Source organism: Lentzea sp. NPDC036955, assembly GCF_055608005.1.
Map to the genome: position 1 here is coordinate 102474 of NZ_JBVJRC010000005.1, position 17624 is coordinate 120097.

At 71.5% G+C, this 17624-nt stretch carries 18 protein-coding genes; 17 read left to right on the forward strand and 1 reads right to left on the reverse strand.

The annotated features are described in order from the left end of the window. Positions 1-110: 110 nt before the first annotated feature. The 11 genes from ACZ7CF_RS17720 (at position 111) to ACZ7CF_RS17770 (ending at position 9805) form a co-directional block, all read left to right on the forward strand. On the forward strand, positions 111-1970 hold the full coding sequence (locus tag ACZ7CF_RS17720) for a type VII secretion-associated protein (RefSeq protein ID WP_470370033.1): 1860 nt from the start codon (positions 111-113) through the stop codon (positions 1968-1970). 22 nt (positions 1971-1992) lie between these two features. Further along, positions 1993-2391: a hypothetical protein gene (locus ACZ7CF_RS17725; RefSeq protein WP_458430197.1), complete on the forward strand. Its 399-nt coding sequence runs from the start codon at positions 1993-1995 to the stop codon at positions 2389-2391. Between the two features lie 148 nt (positions 2392-2539). Further along, entirely contained in the window at positions 2540-2848 is a 309-nt protein-coding gene (locus ACZ7CF_RS17730; RefSeq protein WP_360395773.1) for a WXG100 family type VII secretion target, read from the forward strand. A 68-nt stretch (positions 2849-2916) separates the two neighbouring features. Continuing rightward, on the forward strand, positions 2917-3201 hold the full coding sequence (locus ACZ7CF_RS17735) for a WXG100 family type VII secretion target (protein ID WP_360395775.1): 285 nt from the start codon (positions 2917-2919) through the stop codon (positions 3199-3201). A 256-nt stretch (positions 3202-3457) separates the two neighbouring features. After that, positions 3458-3901: a 50S ribosomal protein L13 gene (gene rplM / locus ACZ7CF_RS17740; RefSeq protein ID WP_360395776.1), complete on the forward strand. Its 444-nt coding sequence runs from the start codon at positions 3458-3460 to the stop codon at positions 3899-3901. 26 nt (positions 3902-3927) lie between these two features. Further along, on the forward strand, positions 3928-4485 hold the full coding sequence (gene rpsI, locus ACZ7CF_RS17745) for a 30S ribosomal protein S9 (protein ID WP_360395777.1): 558 nt from the start codon (positions 3928-3930) through the stop codon (positions 4483-4485). A 110-nt stretch (positions 4486-4595) separates the two neighbouring features. Further along, complete coding sequence (gene glmM, locus ACZ7CF_RS17750; RefSeq protein WP_458430198.1) at positions 4596-5930, forward strand: phosphoglucosamine mutase; 1335 nt, start codon at positions 4596-4598, stop codon at positions 5928-5930. A gap of 26 nt (positions 5931-5956) precedes the next feature. Then, on the forward strand, positions 5957-6259 hold the full coding sequence (locus ACZ7CF_RS17755; RefSeq protein WP_470370034.1) for a hypothetical protein: 303 nt from the start codon (positions 5957-5959) through the stop codon (positions 6257-6259). A gap of 144 nt (positions 6260-6403) precedes the next feature. Further along, the gene (locus ACZ7CF_RS17760; RefSeq protein WP_360395782.1) at positions 6404-6697 is read left to right on the forward strand and encodes a hypothetical protein; all 294 of its coding nucleotides are present in this window, start codon (positions 6404-6406) and stop codon (positions 6695-6697) included. 6 nt (positions 6698-6703) lie between these two features. After that, the gene (locus ACZ7CF_RS17765; protein WP_470370035.1) at positions 6704-9376 is read left to right on the forward strand and encodes a hypothetical protein; all 2673 of its coding nucleotides are present in this window, start codon (positions 6704-6706) and stop codon (positions 9374-9376) included. A gap of 3 nt (positions 9377-9379) precedes the next feature. Beyond that, positions 9380-9805 (forward strand): hypothetical protein, encoded by a 426-nt coding sequence (locus ACZ7CF_RS17770; RefSeq protein WP_470370036.1) that lies wholly within the window; start codon positions 9380-9382, stop codon positions 9803-9805. Positions 9806-10152: 347 nt separating this feature from the next. Here ACZ7CF_RS17770 and ACZ7CF_RS17775 read toward each other — a convergent pair whose 3' ends face one another. After that, positions 10153-10983, reverse strand: a complete 831-nt coding sequence (locus ACZ7CF_RS17775; protein WP_458430200.1) for a dienelactone hydrolase family protein — start codon at positions 10981-10983, stop codon at positions 10153-10155. A gap of 133 nt (positions 10984-11116) precedes the next feature. Here ACZ7CF_RS17775 and glmS point away from each other — a divergent pair, with 133 nt between their 5' ends. From glmS to ACZ7CF_RS17805, 6 genes are all read left to right on the forward strand, one after another. Then, complete coding sequence (gene glmS / locus ACZ7CF_RS17780) at positions 11117-12976, forward strand: glutamine--fructose-6-phosphate transaminase (isomerizing) (protein WP_360395787.1); 1860 nt, start codon at positions 11117-11119, stop codon at positions 12974-12976. Further along, entirely contained in the window at positions 12977-14350 is a 1374-nt protein-coding gene (locus ACZ7CF_RS17785) for an NAD(P)H-hydrate dehydratase (RefSeq protein ID WP_360395789.1), read from the forward strand. A 51-nt stretch (positions 14351-14401) separates the two neighbouring features. Then, complete coding sequence (gene alr, locus ACZ7CF_RS17790) at positions 14402-15487, forward strand: alanine racemase (RefSeq protein ID WP_360395791.1); 1086 nt, start codon at positions 14402-14404, stop codon at positions 15485-15487. Continuing rightward, positions 15484-16581: an alpha/beta fold hydrolase gene (locus ACZ7CF_RS17795; protein ID WP_360395793.1), complete on the forward strand. Its 1098-nt coding sequence runs from the start codon at positions 15484-15486 to the stop codon at positions 16579-16581. The genes alr and ACZ7CF_RS17795 overlap by 4 nt, the downstream gene beginning before the upstream one ends. Continuing rightward, positions 16578-17039, forward strand: a complete 462-nt coding sequence (tsaE, locus tag ACZ7CF_RS17800; RefSeq protein ID WP_360395795.1) for a tRNA (adenosine(37)-N6)-threonylcarbamoyltransferase complex ATPase subunit type 1 TsaE — start codon at positions 16578-16580, stop codon at positions 17037-17039. The genes ACZ7CF_RS17795 and tsaE overlap by 4 nt, the downstream gene beginning before the upstream one ends. Positions 17040-17102: 63 nt before the next feature. Further along, on the forward strand, positions 17103-17426 hold the full coding sequence (locus tag ACZ7CF_RS17805; RefSeq protein WP_360395796.1) for a hypothetical protein: 324 nt from the start codon (positions 17103-17105) through the stop codon (positions 17424-17426). Positions 17427-17624 lie beyond the last annotated feature (198 nt).

The window sequence follows — 17624 nt, forward strand, 5'->3', positions numbered from 1 at the left end:
GTGTGTCGCAATCCGTGATCCGCGGTGAACTCCCGGTGGCCACCTGGACCATCCGTGTCGTCCGGCTGTGCCGCATCCGGTAAGCATGTGCGCGGAAGAGGGGATGGTGCATGAGCCTCCAGGTCGCGGTGGACTTCGGCACGTCGAGCACCTGCGTCGCGATCTCGGTGCACGGCAGGGAGCCGCAGGTCGTCGTTTTCGACGGCCAGCCGCTGGTGCCGTCCGCCGTGTTCGCGGCCGCGGACGGGACGTTGTTCGTCGGGCAGGAGGCCGAGCGGCAGGCCGCGGTCGACCCGGCCCGCTACGAGCCGCACCCGAAGCGCCGCGTGGACGAGGGGGAGCTGCTGCTGGGCAGCACCGTGCTGCCCGTCGTGGACGTCGTGCGCGCGGTGCTGACCCGTGCGGTCGGGGAGGCGCGGCGCGTGGGCGGCGGTGCGCCCGTCGACCTGCTCGTGCTCACCCACCCCGCCGACTGGGGCACGGTCCGCACCCGCGTGCTGGTCCAGGCCGCGCGCGGGCTGGGGCGGGAGCTGGCGCTCGTGCCGGAACCCGTGGCGGCCGCCGTCTTCCACTCCGCGAGCCACTCCGTTCCCGACGGTGCGGCGCTGGCCGTGCTCGACCTCGGCGGCGGCACCGTCGACGCGAGCGTGGTCGCGCGCACCGGCAGGAGCTTCCGGGTGCTCGCGACGAAGGGCGACCCCGGCTTCGGCGGCGCGGACGTCGACCAGGCGTTGCTGGAGCACGTCGGCGCGCTCGTGTCGGCGGAGGACCCGGACGCGTGGCGGCAGCTCGTCGAGGGCCGTGAGATGACCGACCGGCGCAAGCGGCGGGTGCTGCGGCAGGACGTCCGCGGCGCCAAGGAGACGCTGTCGCGGCACGCCTACACCGACGTGCCGATGCCGCCGCCGTTCCCCGACGCGCACGTCACCCGGTCCGACCTGGAGCAGCTGGTGGCGGTCCCGCTGGGCGGCGCGGCCGCGCTGGTGGGCTCGGCCGTGCGGGAGGCCGGTCTGGCGCCGCAACAGCTGGCCGCGGTGTTCCTGGTGGGCGGCTCGTCCCGGATTCCGCTCGTCGCGCGGCTCGTGCACGAGCACACCGGCGTGGTGCCGACGAGCATCGACCAGCCGGAGACCGTCGTGGCCCGCGGTGCGCTGCGCGCGGTGAGCCTCGACCCGGAGCGCACCGGCGGCATGGCGCAGCAGGGTGCGCCGGCCAAGCCACCTCAGAACCGGGCGCACCCACCGTCCAGGGGCCCCTCGGGGGAGGTGACCCACAACCTGCGCGTGTCCGGCGACACCACCCGCAAGATCACCCGCCGCATCACGCCGCCGCCGGTCGCGCAGTTCCCCGCGTCGTTCCCGCCGATGACACCGCCGATGACACCGCCGGAGAAGAAGAGCAAGGCGCCGTTGTTCATCGCGCTCGGCGTGGTCGTCGTGCTCGTGGCGGCCGGCGTCGGCGGGTTCCTCTGGTGGCAGCACCGGGAGGGGACGGGAACCGCCACCCCGCCGCCCGCGGACCAGATCGCGCAGTACGACTACAGCTTCACCCGGCCCGACGGCTGGGAGCAGACCGGCGGCGCACCCGCGGCCAGGCAGGTGCTCCTGCAACCGGTCGACCGGGAAAAGAACACCGGTGATTCCCCGGCGGACCGCATCGCTGTGCAAGAGCAAAAGCTGGAGTACAACAGCGACCAGGACCGCGGGCGGGCATTCGCGGAATTGCAGAAGCAATATGGCGAGCGCGAGGAGAGGGGCGACAAGGTCGCCGCGTTCAGCGACCGCCACACATTCGCGGGCAAGTCCGTTGTTCACTATCGCGAAGAGATCGGCGGGGCCGGGGTCGACTGGTACATCCAGTTCGTCGGTACGGCTCAGGTGAGCGTGGGCTGCCAGGCGACCGAGGCCGGCCGTGACCGCGTCCGCACCGCCTGCGAGCAGATCGTCCGCTCGCTGACCATCAAGCCGTGAACAGCACCAGGGGAGTCGCCTGATGTCCGCCAACGAGGTCCTCGCCCGGTTCCGCGCCGAGGTCGGCCACGCGGTCACCCGCGCACGCCGCGCCGCCGGTGAGGCCGGCGCGCGCAACGCCGAGCTGCGGGAACGCACCCGCGAGCTGGCCCGGCAGGCCCGTGACCGCCGGGTGGAACCGGCGGCCGGTGCCACGCCGGGCGACGTCCGCGAGGCCGCCACGGGGTTCCGCACCGAGCGCGGACTGCCCGTCGAACGGACTCCGGAGGCCGCCGAGCTCGCCGCCGCGGCGTCTCAACCGGTTCCGGGACCTGAGGTTCCCGCCACCCCCGGTTCGACCGCGGTCGCCGGTCCGAGTGGCCAGCTTCCCCGCGCGGGTGACGATGACGAGGACTTTTCGCAGTCGCGAATCCTCTACTGACACCGTGCGTTCACCTGGCGTCGTTTACTAGCGCAACTACTTCGAAAGAAGTCGCGACAGGGCGGAACCGACATGGCAGGGTCCTCGTCGGAAGAGGCGTACGAACCAAGAAGTACGACCTGAAGTTCTCTGAAGGGGGCATCTCCCAATGGCTGGTTTCGGTACCACGACCGAAGAGCTCGACACTCTGGCGAAGCGCATCATCGAGGCCGACGAGACCGCGCAGGCGAAGATCCGTCAGGTCCGCGACGCCGCCGAGACCGTCTCCGCCGCGTGGAAGGGCTCGGCCCACACCGCGTTCCAGAGCCTGATCTCCCGCTTCGACGCGGACGCCGCGAAGGTCCAGGAGGCGCTCCGCGCGATCGCCGAGCAGATCTCCGACACCTCGAAGGTCTACGCGCAGAACGAAGCGGCCCAGGAGGCCGAGATGAGCAACGTCACCGCGCGCCTCGGCTGATCCTCCTGCTCCGCAGGTCCTCGTTCCGCAGTCCAGTACTTCACAGACTTTTCTAGGGGAGATCCACAATGGGTGAAATCAAGGTTGAGTTCGGTCAGATCGCGCAGGCGGCCTCGACCATCACCACGCAGTCCAAGGAGATCGACGGCGTCCTGGACGAGATCCGCGCCGAGGTCGTGCGCGTGCTCGGCACCTGGGAGGGTGAGGGCTCGGACACCTACAAGCAGTCCCAGGAGAAGTGGGACAACGCCGCGGCCGACCTGAACTCGGTCCTCGCCGCCATCGGTACCGCCGTGCAGCAGGCCGGCGAGGCGTACCAGCAGGCTGAGAAGCAGAACGTCTCGCGCTGGTAAGACCGCGCGTGGTGGCAAGACCCCTCGTGAGCCCCGGAACCACGTGGTCCGGGGCTCACGTACGTCCGGAGCGGGGTCGGTAGGAGGGGCCGTTTTGGTCCCCGCGCCACCCATCCGGTATCTTCTTACGTTGTTGTGCGGTAGCTGGCGCCTGTGTGTGCCGCGCCTGTCTCGGAACCACCGCTTGGTTCGTCCAAGATCGGTCTGGGGCAACCGCCGCAGTGACCCCAGACGCAAGTGACGACGAGGTAATTCCGTGCGCACGTACAGCCCGAAGCCCGGTGAGGTGACCCGCACCTGGCACGTGATCGACGCCCAGGACGTGGTGCTCGGCCGGCTCGCCACCCAGGCCGCGACGCTGCTGCGCGGCAAGCACAAGCCGACCTACGCGCCTCACGTTGACACCGGTGACTTCGTGGTCATCGTCAACGCTGACAAGGTCGCTCTGACCGGCTCGAAGCGCGACCAGGCGTTCCAGTACCGCCACTCCGGCTTCCCCGGTGGTCTGCGCAAGCAGTCCTTCGGCGAGGTCCTGGACACGCGCCCGGACCGCCTGGTGGAGAAGGCGATCAAGGGCATGCTGCCCAAGAACCGCCTTGGCCGTCAGATCGCGAACAAGCTGAAGGTCTACAGCGGACCGAACCACCCGCACGCGGCGCAGCAGCCGCAGGCCTTCGAGATCAAGAAGATCGCCCAGTGAGCGACGAGTACACCGAGGAAGTTCCTGTGACCACCCCTGAGAACGAGACCCCCGAAGCCGTCGAGGCGGAGGTTGTCGAGGCCGAGGTCGTCGAGGCTGCTCCCGAGGCCGACGCCGAGGCCGCTGAGGCTGAGGTCGAGGTCGCCGAGGACGAAGCCTCCGCGCCGGTGGTCGTCGCTCCCTCGCTGAACGGTGCGCCGCACCTGGCCCAGACCGTCGGCCGCCGCAAGGAGGCCGTCGTCCGCGTCCGCCTCGTGCCCGGCACCGGCAAGTTCACGCTGAACGGCAAGGCCCTCGAGGACTACTTCCCGAACAAGGTGCACCAGCAGCTCATCAAGGAGCCGCTCGTCACCACGGAGAAGCCCGAGACCTTCGACGTCATCGCCAACCTGCGTGGCGGCGGCATCACCGGCCAGGCCGGTGCGCTGCGCCTCGCCATCGCGCGTGCGCTGATCGCCGTCGACTCCGAGGACCGCCCGGTCCTGAAGAAGGCCGGCTTCCTCACCCGTGACCCGCGGGTCAAGGAGCGCAAGAAGTACGGTCTGAAGAAGGCCCGCAAGGCGCCTCAGTACTCCAAGCGCTGAGCGAGTTCCACAGCTGTACCTGCGGGAGCAGCAGTTCACCTCGAACTGCTGCTCCCGCAGTGTTTTCCGGGTCCTTCCCGTCGCCTCGCAGTGTCCATTTCGGAGGATTCATGGCCCGCCTGTTCGGCACCGACGGTGTGCGCGGTCTCGCCAACGCCGACCTCACCCCCGAACTCGCGATGTCCGTCGCCGCCGCGGCGGCGCGCGTGCTCGCCGAACACGACCGTTCCCACCGCCCGGTCGCCGTCGTCGGCCGCGACCCCAGGGCGAGCAGCGAGATGCTGGACGCCGCCGTCACCGCGGGCCTCACCTCGGCCGGTGCCGACGTGCTGCGCGTGGGCGCACTGCCCACCCCCGCCGTCGCGCACCTGGTCTCCTCGCTGGGCGCCGACATCGGCGTGATGATCTCCGCCTCGCACAACGCCATGCCGGACAACGGGATCAAGCTCTTCGCCGCGGGCGGCCACAAGCTGCCCGACTCGGTCGAGGACGAGATCGAGCAGCGCATGGGCTCCGGTTTCGAGCGCCCGACCGGTGCCGCGATCGGCCGCGTCCGCGACATCGCCGACGCCGAGACCCAGTACGTCGAGCACCTGCTCAAGGTCACGCCGCACCGCCTCGACGGCCTCAAGGTCGTGGTGGACTGCGCGAACGGCGCCGCGTCGGTGGCCGCGCCGGACGCCTACCGCCGCGCGGGCGCCGAGGTGGTCGCGATCAACGCGGACCCGGACGGCCTCAACATCAACGACGGCTGCGGCTCCACGCACCTCGATGTGATCTCCGCCGCAGTCCGCGAGCACGGCGCCGACCTCGGCATCGCCCACGACGGTGACGCCGACCGCTGCCTGGCCGTGGACGCCGAGGGCAACGAGGTCGACGGCGACCAGATCATGGCGGTCCTCGCGGTCGCGATGCGCGACGCGGGCGAGCTGTACGAGGACACCCTCGTCGCCACCGTGATGAGCAACCTGGGCCTGCACATCGCCATGCGCGAGGCCGGCATCCGGCTGCGCACCACCGCCGTCGGCGACCGCTACGTGCTGCAGGACCTCAAGGCCGGCGGCTACTCGCTCGGCGGCGAGCAGTCCGGCCACGTGGTGCTGCCCGCGCACGCCACCACCGGCGACGGCCTGCTCACCGCCCTGCGCCTGATGGCCCGGATGGCCGAGACCGGCAAGTCGCTCGCCGACCTCGCCGGCGTGATGCGCCGCCTGCCGCAGGTCCTGATCAACGTCAAGGTCGGCGACAAGGCCGCCGTGGCGAAGGCCACCTCCGTCAGCGAGGCCGTCGCGGCCGTGGAGGCCGAGCTGGGCGACACCGGCCGCGTGCTCCTGCGGCCGTCGGGCACCGAGCAGCTCGTGCGGGTGATGGTCGAGGCCACGAGCCACGACCAGGCCGAGTCGGCGGCGCAGCGCCTCGCGGATGTGGTTTCCTCGGTGCACTGAGGACGTGCGACGGGGGCTGGCCGGTCATGAGCGTGATGATGCTGTTGATCCTCCTGGTGCTGCTGGGAGGAGTGGCCGCGGTGGTGGTCGCCGTGGTCTCGGCGTCGAAGAAGAAGACACCGCCCCCGTACCCGCCTCAGGGCTTCCCGCAGCAGCACCACGGGCAGTACCCGCCCCAGGGGTATCCGCAGCCCGGCCAGTACCCCCAGCCCGGCCAGTACCCCCAGCCCGGCCAGTACCCCCAGCCCGGCCAGCACCCTTACCCGCAGCAGGGCCAGTACCCGCAGCAGGGACCGCCACCCGGCCAGCAGCCGCCCACCCAGTGGTGATCGTCGGCGAAATGCGCCGAATGGCTGTTTACTAAGGCAACCGACATCGCGGAGCTCCGGTCGGCGTGTGAGCGGAGCTGGCACTGTATGGCGGAACCCGATGAGGCCGAACTGCGTCAGATCGGGGACTAGGGGAGGCGAGGAATGGCTGGTTTCGGCGTACAGTCCGGCGATCTCACGAAGACCGCGGGGACCTACGAGGCCGAGGGATCACAACTGATCTCGATGAAGCCGACGATCGTCCCGGTCGTGGGGGCCGGCCAGGTCGGGCGCAAGTTCCAGGCCGTCCACGCCACCTACAAGGGCTTCTTCGACCGGCTGGGTGTCAGCTGCGACACCTTCGGCAAGGAGGCCAACAACATCGCCACCCGGCTGAAGGACGTGGCGAAGTCGTACGAGTCGAACGAGTCCCAGACTTCGCAGCAGTTCAAGGGGTAGTGCGTCGTGGCCGACCAGAACGAGATCAAGAAGCTCCTCGACGACCCCAACGTCACGCCGGAGACCAAGAAGGCACTCGTCCCCGCGCTCGCCGGTGCCGGCGCGCCGGAGGAGGAGGTCGAGCGGTACGCCAAGGCGAACGGCGTCGACGTCCCCAGCGACCCCGGCCTCGGCAGCCACATCCTCGGTGCCGCGCTCGCCGCGCCCACGGCCGGTCTCAGCACCGTCTTCGTCGGTGCCAAGGAGATCAACCGCTCCCAGTGGGAGAAGAAGGGCGGCGAGGCCGACAAGCTCGTCGCCAAGGCCAAGGAGGAGCGCGAGCTCGGCGCCACCCAGAAGGTCCTGAACGAGCAGGGTGACGTCCCGAGCAGCAACACGCTGCTCGACGCCGGCGCACCCGGTCTGCGGTTCTTCGAGAAGTTCATCCCGGTCTACCAGAAGGCCGCTCCCGCGTGCGGTCACCAGGGCGCAGCGCCGAACCTCGAAGGTGACGTCTACCGCAGGTACGACGAGGTTCGCGACATCGAGTTCGCCAAGTTCCGCGAGGACTCGGTGAAGCTCCAGGAAGCCGTCGGGAAGCTCCAGACCCACGACAACGCGCTCGGCAGCGCGTGGAACGGGCTGGGCTCGTGGGAGGGCCAGGCCGCCGAGGCGGCGCGCGGCTACCACGACAAGTTCGCCGGCTCCTCCAAGACGCTCGTCCAGCAGACCGGTCAGGCCCCCGGTGCGATCACCGCCGGCGTGACGAACATGCAGAAGCACGTCAAGGAGTTCGCGCAGCAGATCCACGACCAGTACTCGGAGAAGTGCGGCGGTCTGACGGTCGAGGAGGCCGAGACCGCGATCCGGCACGCGAACGGCGACCTCTTCGAGAACGACGGCGGTGTCCTCGACTGGCTGCACGGCGTGCCCGGCCCGCTCTTCGGCGCCGTCACCGGCGCGATCTGCGGCGGACCGCTCGGCATGCTCGCCGGTCTGGGCTGGGGCAGCTGGATCAGCAACACCCGCGAGGGCATCATCAACGCGGCCAAGGACAAGCTGCGGGCGCTCTGCCAGGAGTTCGACGCCAAGAAGAAGGCGTTCGACGGCTACTGCCAGACGGTGCAGGCCGGTGTGCAGAGCGACTACGACACGATGTTCACCGCGCTCAACGCGGCGATCCCCGCGGAGAGCCCGTTCGCGAAGATCGGTGACCCGCCCGCGTTCAGCGAGGACGGCGGCGGCCGCAAGCAGGTGCCCGGCACCGACGGCGGTGGTGGCGGCGGCACGCCCGGTGGTTCGACCGGTGGCGGCGGCGGTGGCACGCCCGGCGGTGGTGGCGGCGGTACGCCCGAGATCCCCAAGCCGGAGAACCCGCTCGACAAGGACGGCGACGGCAAGCCCGACGTCCCCGGCGACACCGACGGCGACGGCAAGCCCGACGACCTCGACGGCGACGGCAAGCCGGACGACCAGCCGAAGCCCGAGGAAGAGCTCGAGAGCGTCACGGTCAAGGCGGGCGACAACACGATCAAGATCACGGAGCCCGACTCGAACGGGCACGTGAAGATGACGATCGACACGCCGAAGGGCGAGCCGAAGACCTACGACCTGGACTTCAGCAAGAACCCGGAGGCCGCCAAGGCGCTCATGGGCCAGAACGGCGCCCAGGCCGTGACGGCGCTGGCGAACCAGGTCACCGGCGGCCAGGTCACGGGTGGCCAGGCCACCGGCACGCCCACGACCGGTGCGACGCCCGCACCCGGCGGCGGTGGCGCGCCCGGCACGGGTCCCCTCGGTTCGGAGTCGAACCCGATCCCGGTCGAGGTGGGCGCCGACGGCAAGATCCACATCGAGCAGGACGGCGTGAGCTTCACCGCCGAGGTGAACCCGGACACCGGCGAGATCAACCTGACCGCGGACAACGGCGACGGCACGCCCGACCAGATCGGCGTGGCGTTCGGCGAGGACGAGAACCCGGCAGCGGCCGGTGGCTCCGGTGGCGGTGCGGTGGACGACCTGCGCCTCGACGAGCCGGTGCAGATCCCTGAGCAGGACTTCCCGCGTCCGGTCGAGGGCGAGTTCCAGACGATGCCGGCCCAGGCGGACTTCCAGCCGATGCCCGCCCCCGCGGCCGAGCAGGTGTGGAGCCCGCCCGGTCAGGACGCCCCGGGCTTCCAGGAGGCGGTGGGCCGCAACTACGTCCAGGACAACGGTTTCATGCCGGGCCTGGGCGAGCCGAGGATGCCGGCGGACGGCCCGCAGTTCGCCACCGCGCAGGCCTCCGACAGCACCTCGACCTCGGGCGTCTCGTTCACCGGCGGCGGCTCCAGCGGCAGCGAGTCCGTTCTCGGCGGCTCGTCCATGGACAGCGCCTGGAACACCCCGTCCACCGGCGACAACGGCACCGGCTTCACCACGAACACCTCCGAGGCCGGCCAGCCCGGTTCCGCGAACCTCCCGTCCATGCAGGACGGTGCCCAGGCCCCCTCAGGCGCCGCGGCCGGCGGCATGATGGGCGGCGGGATGATGGGCGGCGGCATGGCAGGCGGAGGCGCGGGCGGCCAGCAGGGCGGCGACACCGAACGGGGCGCCAGCCAGTGGCGCACCACCGGCACCCTGTTCGACGACGACCGCGACAACAACAACCCGCTGAGCGCCGTGCACACCGTCCTGGGTGACGACCGAGGAGGCCGCTGACCCATGTCGACCGGGCAAGTGGACCCCAAGATCCAGGCGCTGTTCGACGAGAACATCGCCCGCTCCCGCCGCGCCAACACCGAGATCACGGCGGACCTCAAGGCCGACCAGGCCCGCCTGGCCGCCGAGGCGAAGGCCCGCGAGGACAAGCACCAGCGCGACCTCGCCGCGGCCAACGAGGCCGCGGAGAACATCGCCAAGCAGGGCGACAAACCCCAGCGCAAACCCCAGTGGGAACAGCGCGACCGCTCCGCGGGCGAACTGGCCTTCGGCCCCGAGGACGACGACGGCAGCTACGCCCCACCCCCGCAACAACCCCAGTTCACGCCGCCACCGCCTCCGCCGCCGGTTCCGCCGGCGCGCAGCCGTCGGCCGGCTCCGGTGGCGGATGACGACGACGATTTGAGCGGTCAGACCTGGCTCAGCTGAGTCACCGGCTTGCACCCCGGTTCGTTCCGCGATGCGGAGCGGGCCGGGGTGTTCGCGTTGACGGCACCACCGCAGGCACTCCAGAGGGCTCGGCGGACACGCTTGCGCAGGGGTCCCCTCGCACTTCGGGTCCCCCGCGACCCAACGTACGCACGGGGTCTGACAATTCGGATGAGACGACTTCGGAGGGGCCGGTTGCGGCTCGATCGAGCGGAGCGAGACGGGTCGGCCTGGCAACGCGGACAGCGGTGCGAGCCCAATCGCTGTCGTCGCGAAGCGGCGATGACCTCGAACGCCCGGGCCCGACCCAGCTTCGAACCGAAGCGACAGCCCCGCAGCCCCGCGCGTCAGGCCGGCTTGCGCAGCCCTTCTCGCTGCAACACCAGCTCCGCGCCCTTCGAGTCCTCGTCCAGCAACGAGTCGTACGCCCGCTCACCCAGCAGCACCCGCAGCAGGAACGCCGCCACGAACGCCCGCCCGATCTTCTGGGCGCCGCGCTCACCGCGCCCGTCGAGCATGAGCTCGCTCCAGTGCCGCCCCTCGGTGAACCCGAGGTGCGAGGCCTTGGGCAGCAGTCGCAGCTGCACCGGGCCGCCCCAGGCGGTCGCGATGGCCTCGGAGTGGCCGACGGGCGGGGCGATGCGGTCCTCGCCCGCGGCGAGGTGCAGGCCGGGGGCCGACACCGAGCGGGCCGCGTCCAGTGCCGAGGGGCGGGTCTCCGTTGCGGCCAAAGTCACAACGGCTCGCACCTTCGGGGACGAGGAGGCCGCCAGCACGGCCGCGCCGCCGCCCATCGAGTGGCCGGCGAGGGCCAGGCGGGTGGGGTCGACGCTGATGTCGCCGGTGCCCAGGCGGACGCCGGTGCAGATGTCCAAAGTGGTCAGCAGGTTCGCCGACAGCACGCGTGCGGAGAGCAGCGGGCCGCGTTCCACGGCCGGTGCCGCGGCGACCACGCCCCACGAGGCGAGGTGGCGCAAAAGGCCGTGGTAGCGGCGAACCGGCTGCATCCAGCCGTGCCCGAAGGCGACCGCGGGCAGGCCGAGACCGGTGGCCGGGGTGAACACGACGCCGGGCAGGCCGACGAGGGCCAGGTCGCCGCGCAGCACCGGGTGGGGACCGGGGCGGCTGAGCTGCTCGAGAGCCTGTTTCGCGGTCAGCGTGATCACGCGGCGAGCCATGGCTGAACCGTAGTCGATGGTGTCGCCGTCGCCACATCCAAGATTGGTCTACACCAAAGCTGGCCCTGACCTGCGCTGATTCACCGCCCTCGCCCTTTAGGGTTGGCGCCGTGGTCTAGCTACCCTGTCTTCCGTGTGCGGAATCGTGGGATACGTGGGTCACCAGTCGGCGCTCGACGTGGTGCTGGACGGGCTGAGGCGGCTCGAGTACCGGGGTTACGACTCGGCCGGTGTCGCGGTCGTCGCGGACGGTGAGCTCGCCGTCGAGCGCAAGGCCGGGCGGCTGCAGAACCTGGAGGCGAGGCTCGACGAGGTGGGTCGCGACGGGTTCGCGGGCACCGTCGGCATGGGACACACGCGGTGGGCGACGCACGGCGCGCCGATCGACCGCAACTCGCACCCGCACCGCGACTCGGCGAACCGGGTCGCCGTGGTGCACAACGGCATCATCGAGAACTTCCTCGCGCTGCGCGGCGAACTCGAAGGCCTCGGCATCGAGATGGCGTCCGACACCGACACCGAGACGGTCGCGCACCTCGTGGCCATCGCGTACGGCGACGGTGACACGAAGGGCGACCTGCCCGCCAGCGTGCGCAAGGTCGTGAGCCGCCTGGAGGGCGCGTTCACGCTCGTCTTCACGCACGCCGACGAGCCCGACACGGTCGTCGCCGCACGCCGCAACTCGCCGCTGGTCGTCGGCGTCGGCGAGAACGAGTACTTCGTCGCGAGCGACGTCGCCGCGTTCATCGCGCACACCAAGGAGGCCGTCGAGCTGGGGCAGGACCAGATGGTCGTGCTCACCCGCGACGGCTACGAGGTCACCGACTTCGACGGCGCGCCGGCCGAGGCCAAGCCGTTCACGGTCAACTGGGACCTCAGCGCCGCCGAGAAGGGCGGCCACGAGTACTTCATGCTCAAGGAGATCGAGGAGCAGCCGGAGGCGCTGGCGAACACGCTGCGCGGCCACTTCGCGAACGGCCGGATCGTGCTCGACGAGCAGCGGCTGTCCGACCAGGACCTGCGCGACGTCGACAAGGTCTTCGTCGTCGCCTGCGGCAGCGCCTACCACTCCGGTCTGGTCGCGAAGTACGCGATCGAGCACTGGACCCGGCTGCCCGTCGAGGTCGAGCTGGCCTCCGAGTTCCGCTACCGCGACCCGGTGCTCGACCGCGACACGCTCGTCGTCGCCGTGTCGCAGTCCGGTGAGACCGCGGACACCCTCGAAGCCGTCCGCCACGCCCGCGCGCAGAAGGCCCGCGTCCTCGCGGTCTGCAACACCAACGGCGCGCAGATCCCGCGCGAGTCCGACGCCGTGCTCTACACGCACGCCGGCCCCGAGATCGGTGTCGCGTCGACCAAGGCGTTCCTCGCCCAGATCGCGGCGAACTACCTGGTCGGCCTGGCCCTCGCGCAGGCCCGCGGCACCAAGTACCCGGACGAGGTGGCCCGCGAGTTCCACGAGCTGGAGGCCATGCCCCAGGCCGTGCAGCGGGTGCTCGGCACCATCGACCAGGTCAAGGCGCTGGGCCGGGAGCTCGCCGACTCGAAGGCGGTGCTGTTCCTCGGCCGCCACGTCGGCTACCCGGTGGCGCTGGAGGGCGCGCTCAAGCTCAAGGAGCTCGCCTACATGCACGCCGAGGGCTTCGCGGCCGGTGAGCTCAAGCACGGCCCGATCGCGCTGATCGAGGAGGACCTCCCGGTCGTCGTGGTCATGCCGTCGCCGAAGGGCCGTGCCGTCCTGCACTCGAAGCTGGTGTCCAACATCAGCGAGATCCAGGCCCGCGGCGCCCGCACGATCGTGATCGCCGAGGAGGGTGACGAGACGGTGCGCCCGTTCGCGGACCACCTGATCGAGATCCCGGCCGTCCCGACGCTGCTGCAGCCGCTCATCTCGACCATCCCGCTGCAGGTGCTCGCGGCCGAGATCGCGACCGCCCGCGGCTACGACGTCGACAAGCCTCGCAACCTCGCGAAGTCCGTTACCGTCGAATAGGTGAGAGGCGTCTGGCACACCGAACGCGTCAAGTCCGCTGAAGAGGAGCTCATGGCGGTCGTCCCGCCGGGCTCGCTGATGCGCAAGGCCGCGTTCGGTGTGGCCACCCACGCCCTCCGGCTCCTGCGGGGCCGCCGCCGCGTCACGCTGCTCGTGGGCGCTGGCAACAACGGCGGCGACGCCCTGTGGGCCGGGTACTTCCTGCGTCGCCGGGGGGTCGCGGTGTCCGCGGTCCTGCTCACCCCCGGCAAGGCGCACGCGGAAGGCCTCGCCGCGTTCCGCGGGGCAGGCGGCCGGGTCGTCGACGAGGTCGGCACCCCCGACCTGGTGATCGACGGCATCGTCGGCCTGTCCGCCCGCGGCCCGTTGCGCCCGGAAGCCGCCAAGCTCGTCGAGGGCGTCACGGCCCCGGTCCTCGCCGTGGACCTGCCCAGCGGCATCGACCCGGACACCGGTGAGATCTCCGGTCCGCATGTAAAGGCCCACACCACGGTCACGTTCGGCTGCCTCAAGCCGGTCCACGCGCTGGCCGACTGCGGCGAGGTGCACCTGGTCGACATCGGCCTGCGCCCGCGGGACCCGGACTTCGTGCTGCTGGACCGCGCGGACATCGCCTGGCCGCTGCCGGGCCCGTCCGACGACAAGTACACCCAGGGCGTCACGGGCGTCGCCGCCGGCAGCTCGACCTACCCCGGTGCCGCGGTGCTCGCCACCGGTGCCGCCGTGCTCGCGACGTCGGGCATGGTCCGCTACGCCGGTCCCGCCGCCGACGCGATCCGCGCCCGCTGGCCGGAGACCATCTGCACCGGCTCGATCACCGACGCGGGCCGCGTGCAGGCCTGGGTCGTCGGCCCCGGCATGGGCACGGGCAGCTCGTCCGCCGAGGTGCTGAGGTTCGTGCTGGACGCGAACGTCCCGGTGGTCGCCGACGCCGACGCCATCACGTTGCTCGCGCAGCAGCCGCAGCTGTGGGACGCCCGCGACCCGGACTCGGCACTGGTGCTGACCCCGCACGACCGCGAGTTCGAACGCCTGGCGGGCCCGGTCGGCGGCGACCGGGTGGCCGCCGCGCGCAAGGCCGCCCAGCGGTTCAACGCCGTGGTGCTGCTGAAGGGCCACCGGACCGTCGTGGCCGCCCCGGACGGCCGGGCGCTGGTCAACTCGGCGACCTCGTCGTGGCCGGCGACCGCCGGATCGGGTGACGTGCTGTCCGGGATCATCGGGGCGTTGCTGGCCGCCGGTCTCGACCCGTTCCTGGCCGCGGGGTACGCCGCCCACGTGCACGTTCTGGCGGCGGAGCTGGCCGCGGACGGCGCCCCGGTGCCCGCGTCCGGGCTGATGACCGGGATCACGGCGGCGATCAGGAGCCTCTGAGCGCTCGCTCACACCTGATGAGCTGCGCTCTTGTGGAACGATGACCGGGTTATGGCCCGTTCAGAAGTAGTCGTCGACCTCGGCGCGCTGCGGCACAACGTCGCGCTGCTCGCCGGCCTCGCCCCTGCCGCCCAGACCATGGCCGTCGTGAAGGCCGACGGGTACGGGCACGGCGCGGTGGAGGTCGCCAGGGCCGCGCTCGAAGCCGGTGCGACCTGGCTCGGTTCGTGCTCCACGCAGGAAGCCCTCGCGCTGCGCAGCGCCGGCATCCAGGCGCCGATCCTCGCCTGGCTGGACGCACCGGACGAGGACCTGGCCGCCGGTATCGCCGCCGACGTCGACCTGTCCGTCGCCTCCCTGTCCGACCTGCGCCGGGTCGAGCAGGCCGCCGAGGAGGCCGACGCCCGGCCGCGGCTCCACCTCAAGATCGACACCGGCCTGAGCCGCAACGGCTGCCAGCCGCGCGACTGGCCGGAGCTGGTCCAGGCCGCCCGCCACCACGACGTGGTCGCCGTCTGGTCGCACCTCGCCTCCGCCGACGAGATCGGCGACCCGTCCATCGACCTGCAGGCCAAGCGGTTCGACGACGCCTACGAGGTGGCGCGCGCGCACGGCCTCGACCCGCTGCGGCACATCGCGAACTCCGCGGCCCTGCTGACCCGGCCCGACCTGCACTTCGACCTGGTCCGGCCCGGCATCGCGATCTACGGCCTGAACCCGGTGCCGACCGACCACGACCTGCGGCCGGTCATGAGCTACCGCTCGCACGTGGCGCTCACGAAACGCATCCCCGCCGGTGAGTCGGTCTCCTACGGGATGACGTGGACCGCGCGGGAGGACACGACGCTGGCACTGGTGCCCGCGGGGTACGCGGACGGTGTCCCGAGGGCGCTCTCCGGCCGGATGGAGGTGCTCCTGGACGGGAAGCGCCGCCCGGTGGTCGGCCGGGTCTGCATGGACCAGGTCGTGGTGAGCTGCGGGGACGACGAGGTGCGCGAGGGTGCCGAGGTCGTCCTGTTCGGCGACGGGAGCCGGGGCGAGCCGACGGCGAGGGAGTGGGCGGAGCTGACCGGGACGATCGACTACGAGATCGTCTGCGGGATGTACCGGCCGCGGGTGCGGAGGATCTACACGTGAGACCGGTGTGGAAGGTCGTCGGCTGGGTCGGTGGCGCGCTCGGTGCCGCCGTCGCCGGTGCCGCCGTCGCGCAGACCGCGAAGGTGTCGCACGAGCGCAAGACCGCGTCCGACGGCCTCGCCGACGAACAGCTGGGCCTGCTGCGGCCCGACCGCGAGTCGACGGTCGCCGCCGACGACGGCGTGCCGCTCTCCGTCGAGGAGGTCGACCCCGCAGACGGGGGCGAACCGGACATCGCCGTCGTGCTCGTGCACGGTTTCGCGCTCGACCGCCGCTGCTTCCACTTCCAGCGCCGCGACCTCGCCGAACTGCTGGACCCGCGCGTGCACCAGGTGCTCTACGACCAGCGCAGCCACGGCCGGTCCGGCCGGTCGTCGGCGGAGGGCAGCACGATCGACCAGCTCGCGCTCGACCTCGACGCGGTGGTCCGCGCGGTCGTGCCGGACGGGCCGCTGGTGCTCGTCGGCCACTCCATGGGCGGCATGACGATCATGGCGCTGGCCGAGAAGCACCCTGAGCTCTTCGAGGAACGGGTCCGCGGCGTCGCGTTGATCGGCACGGCCGCCGGTGCCGTCGGCGGCGCGGGCCTGCCGAAGTCCGTGCTGTCGCGCTACAACCCGGTGACGCTCGGCGTCGGCCGGCTCGCGGGCGTGCAGCCGGGCCTCGTCGAGTGGGTGCGCAAGAGCGCGAAGAGCCTGACCTGGAGCGGCATCCGCACGCTGGCGTTCGGCGACCGCAAGGTGGCGCCGTCGCTCGTGGACCTGATGGACCAGATGATCGGCGGGACCACGGTGAAGGTGCTCACCGAGTTCCTGGAGACCCTCGGCACGCACGACCGCTACAAGGCGCTGGCCGGTCTGCGGCACTGCGAGGTGCTGATCCTGAGCGGGGACGCGGACAAGCTCACGCCGTTCTCGCACGCAGAGCGGATGGCCGAGGAGATGCCGCACGCCACGCTCGTCCGTGCCCCCGGTGCCGGGCACATGGTGATGATGGAGCAGGCTGACCTGGTCAACGACCACCTGGTCGCGCTGATCGAGCGGTGCGCGGCCGACCGCGGAGGAAATCAGGAGAAGTGGTGGCGTCGAGCGTGAAGACCGTCGAACTGCCCCTGGTGACCGACACCGAGGAGTTCGGCCGCAGGCTGGGCGAGCTCGTCCGCGCGGGCGACCTGCTGCTGCTGGCCGGCCCGCTGGGAGCGGGGAAGACGGCGCTCGTGCGCGGTCTGGCCCGCGGCCTCGGCGTGCAGGGCCGGGTGTCGTCGCCGACGTTCGTCGTGGCCCGCGTCCACGAGCCCGCCGAGGGCGGCAGGGGCGTGCGGCTGGTGCACGTCGACGCGTACCGGCTCGGTGGCCACCTGGACGAGCTGGACGACCTCGACCTGGACACCGACCTGGTCGACGCCGTGGTCGCCGTCGAGTGGGGCGAGGGCCTCGCGGAACGGCTGAGCGAGGACCACCTGCTGATCCGCCTCGAACGCGGAACCGACGACGTTCGCACGGCGCAGCTCGTCCCGCACGGCGGGTGGACGGGTCGTCCCCTCCCGGTGTGACGCCGTCCAGCGGATGGGGTGACACCCGTCAAGGGCGGAACGGCCGGCGCCGATGGACCTACCATGATCAACAAGTCGCTCCTCGCGACCGCCGTCGTCGGCGGTGCCCTCCTCGCCGCGGGAGCGCCCGCCTCCGCCGGTGAGCACAGCCGCGCCGGCGGCATCCGCGTCGCGGACAACTTCTGCGCAGCCCCGTGGCTGTGGAACGGCCCGGCCGCGCTGCTGCACGAGGGCCACGCACCCGGCTATGCCACATGCACCGACGTCCGCACCGCCGGTGACGACGCCGTCAGCGTCCTGGACGACGCGTGCGCCGCGCCGTGGCGGTGGAACGGCCCGCTGGAGATCTTCACGATCGACCACTCGTCGGCCTGCTCCACCGGCTGAGCGCCACCAGCTCGGCGGGATGGCCGGACCGAGCCCGCCGGCCATCCCGCCGTCCGTCCCCTCAGGACAGCTCGCCGTCTTGTTGCTCGGCGTACTAGAGGGCGCTGCCGGCACCTTGAGGACGCATGGGAACTGTGGGCGGCCACACGTGTTCGATTGCCGCTGCTCCGCAGACGGCGACGAGGTCGTCGAGAAGTC

Excerpts from the sequence above, each read along its gene's own strand:
- ACZ7CF_RS17720 (WP_470370033.1), top strand. The coding sequence starts at position 111 with ATGAGCCTCCAGGTCGCGGTGGACTTCGGCACGTCGAGCACCTGCGTC.
- ACZ7CF_RS17725 (WP_458430197.1), top strand. The coding sequence starts at position 1,993 with ATGTCCGCCAACGAGGTCCTCGCCCGGTTCCGCGCCGAGGTCGGCCAC.
- ACZ7CF_RS17730 (WP_360395773.1), top strand. The coding sequence starts at position 2,540 with ATGGCTGGTTTCGGTACCACGACCGAAGAGCTCGACACTCTGGCGAAG.
- ACZ7CF_RS17735 (WP_360395775.1), top strand. The coding sequence starts at position 2,917 with ATGGGTGAAATCAAGGTTGAGTTCGGTCAGATCGCGCAGGCGGCCTCG.
- glmM (WP_458430198.1), top strand. The coding sequence starts at position 4,596 with ATGGCCCGCCTGTTCGGCACCGACGGTGTGCGCGGTCTCGCCAACGCC.
- ACZ7CF_RS17755 (WP_470370034.1), top strand. The coding sequence starts at position 5,957 with ATGAGCGTGATGATGCTGTTGATCCTCCTGGTGCTGCTGGGAGGAGTG.
- ACZ7CF_RS17760 (WP_360395782.1), top strand. The coding sequence starts at position 6,404 with ATGGCTGGTTTCGGCGTACAGTCCGGCGATCTCACGAAGACCGCGGGG.
- ACZ7CF_RS17770 (WP_470370036.1), top strand. The coding sequence starts at position 9,380 with ATGTCGACCGGGCAAGTGGACCCCAAGATCCAGGCGCTGTTCGACGAG.
- ACZ7CF_RS17775 (WP_458430200.1), bottom strand. The coding sequence starts at position 10,983 with ATGGCTCGCCGCGTGATCACGCTGACCGCGAAACAGGCTCTCGAGCAG.
- alr (WP_360395791.1), top strand. The coding sequence starts at position 14,402 with ATGGCCCGTTCAGAAGTAGTCGTCGACCTCGGCGCGCTGCGGCACAAC.
- ACZ7CF_RS17805 (WP_360395796.1), top strand. The coding sequence starts at position 17,103 with ATGATCAACAAGTCGCTCCTCGCGACCGCCGTCGTCGGCGGTGCCCTC.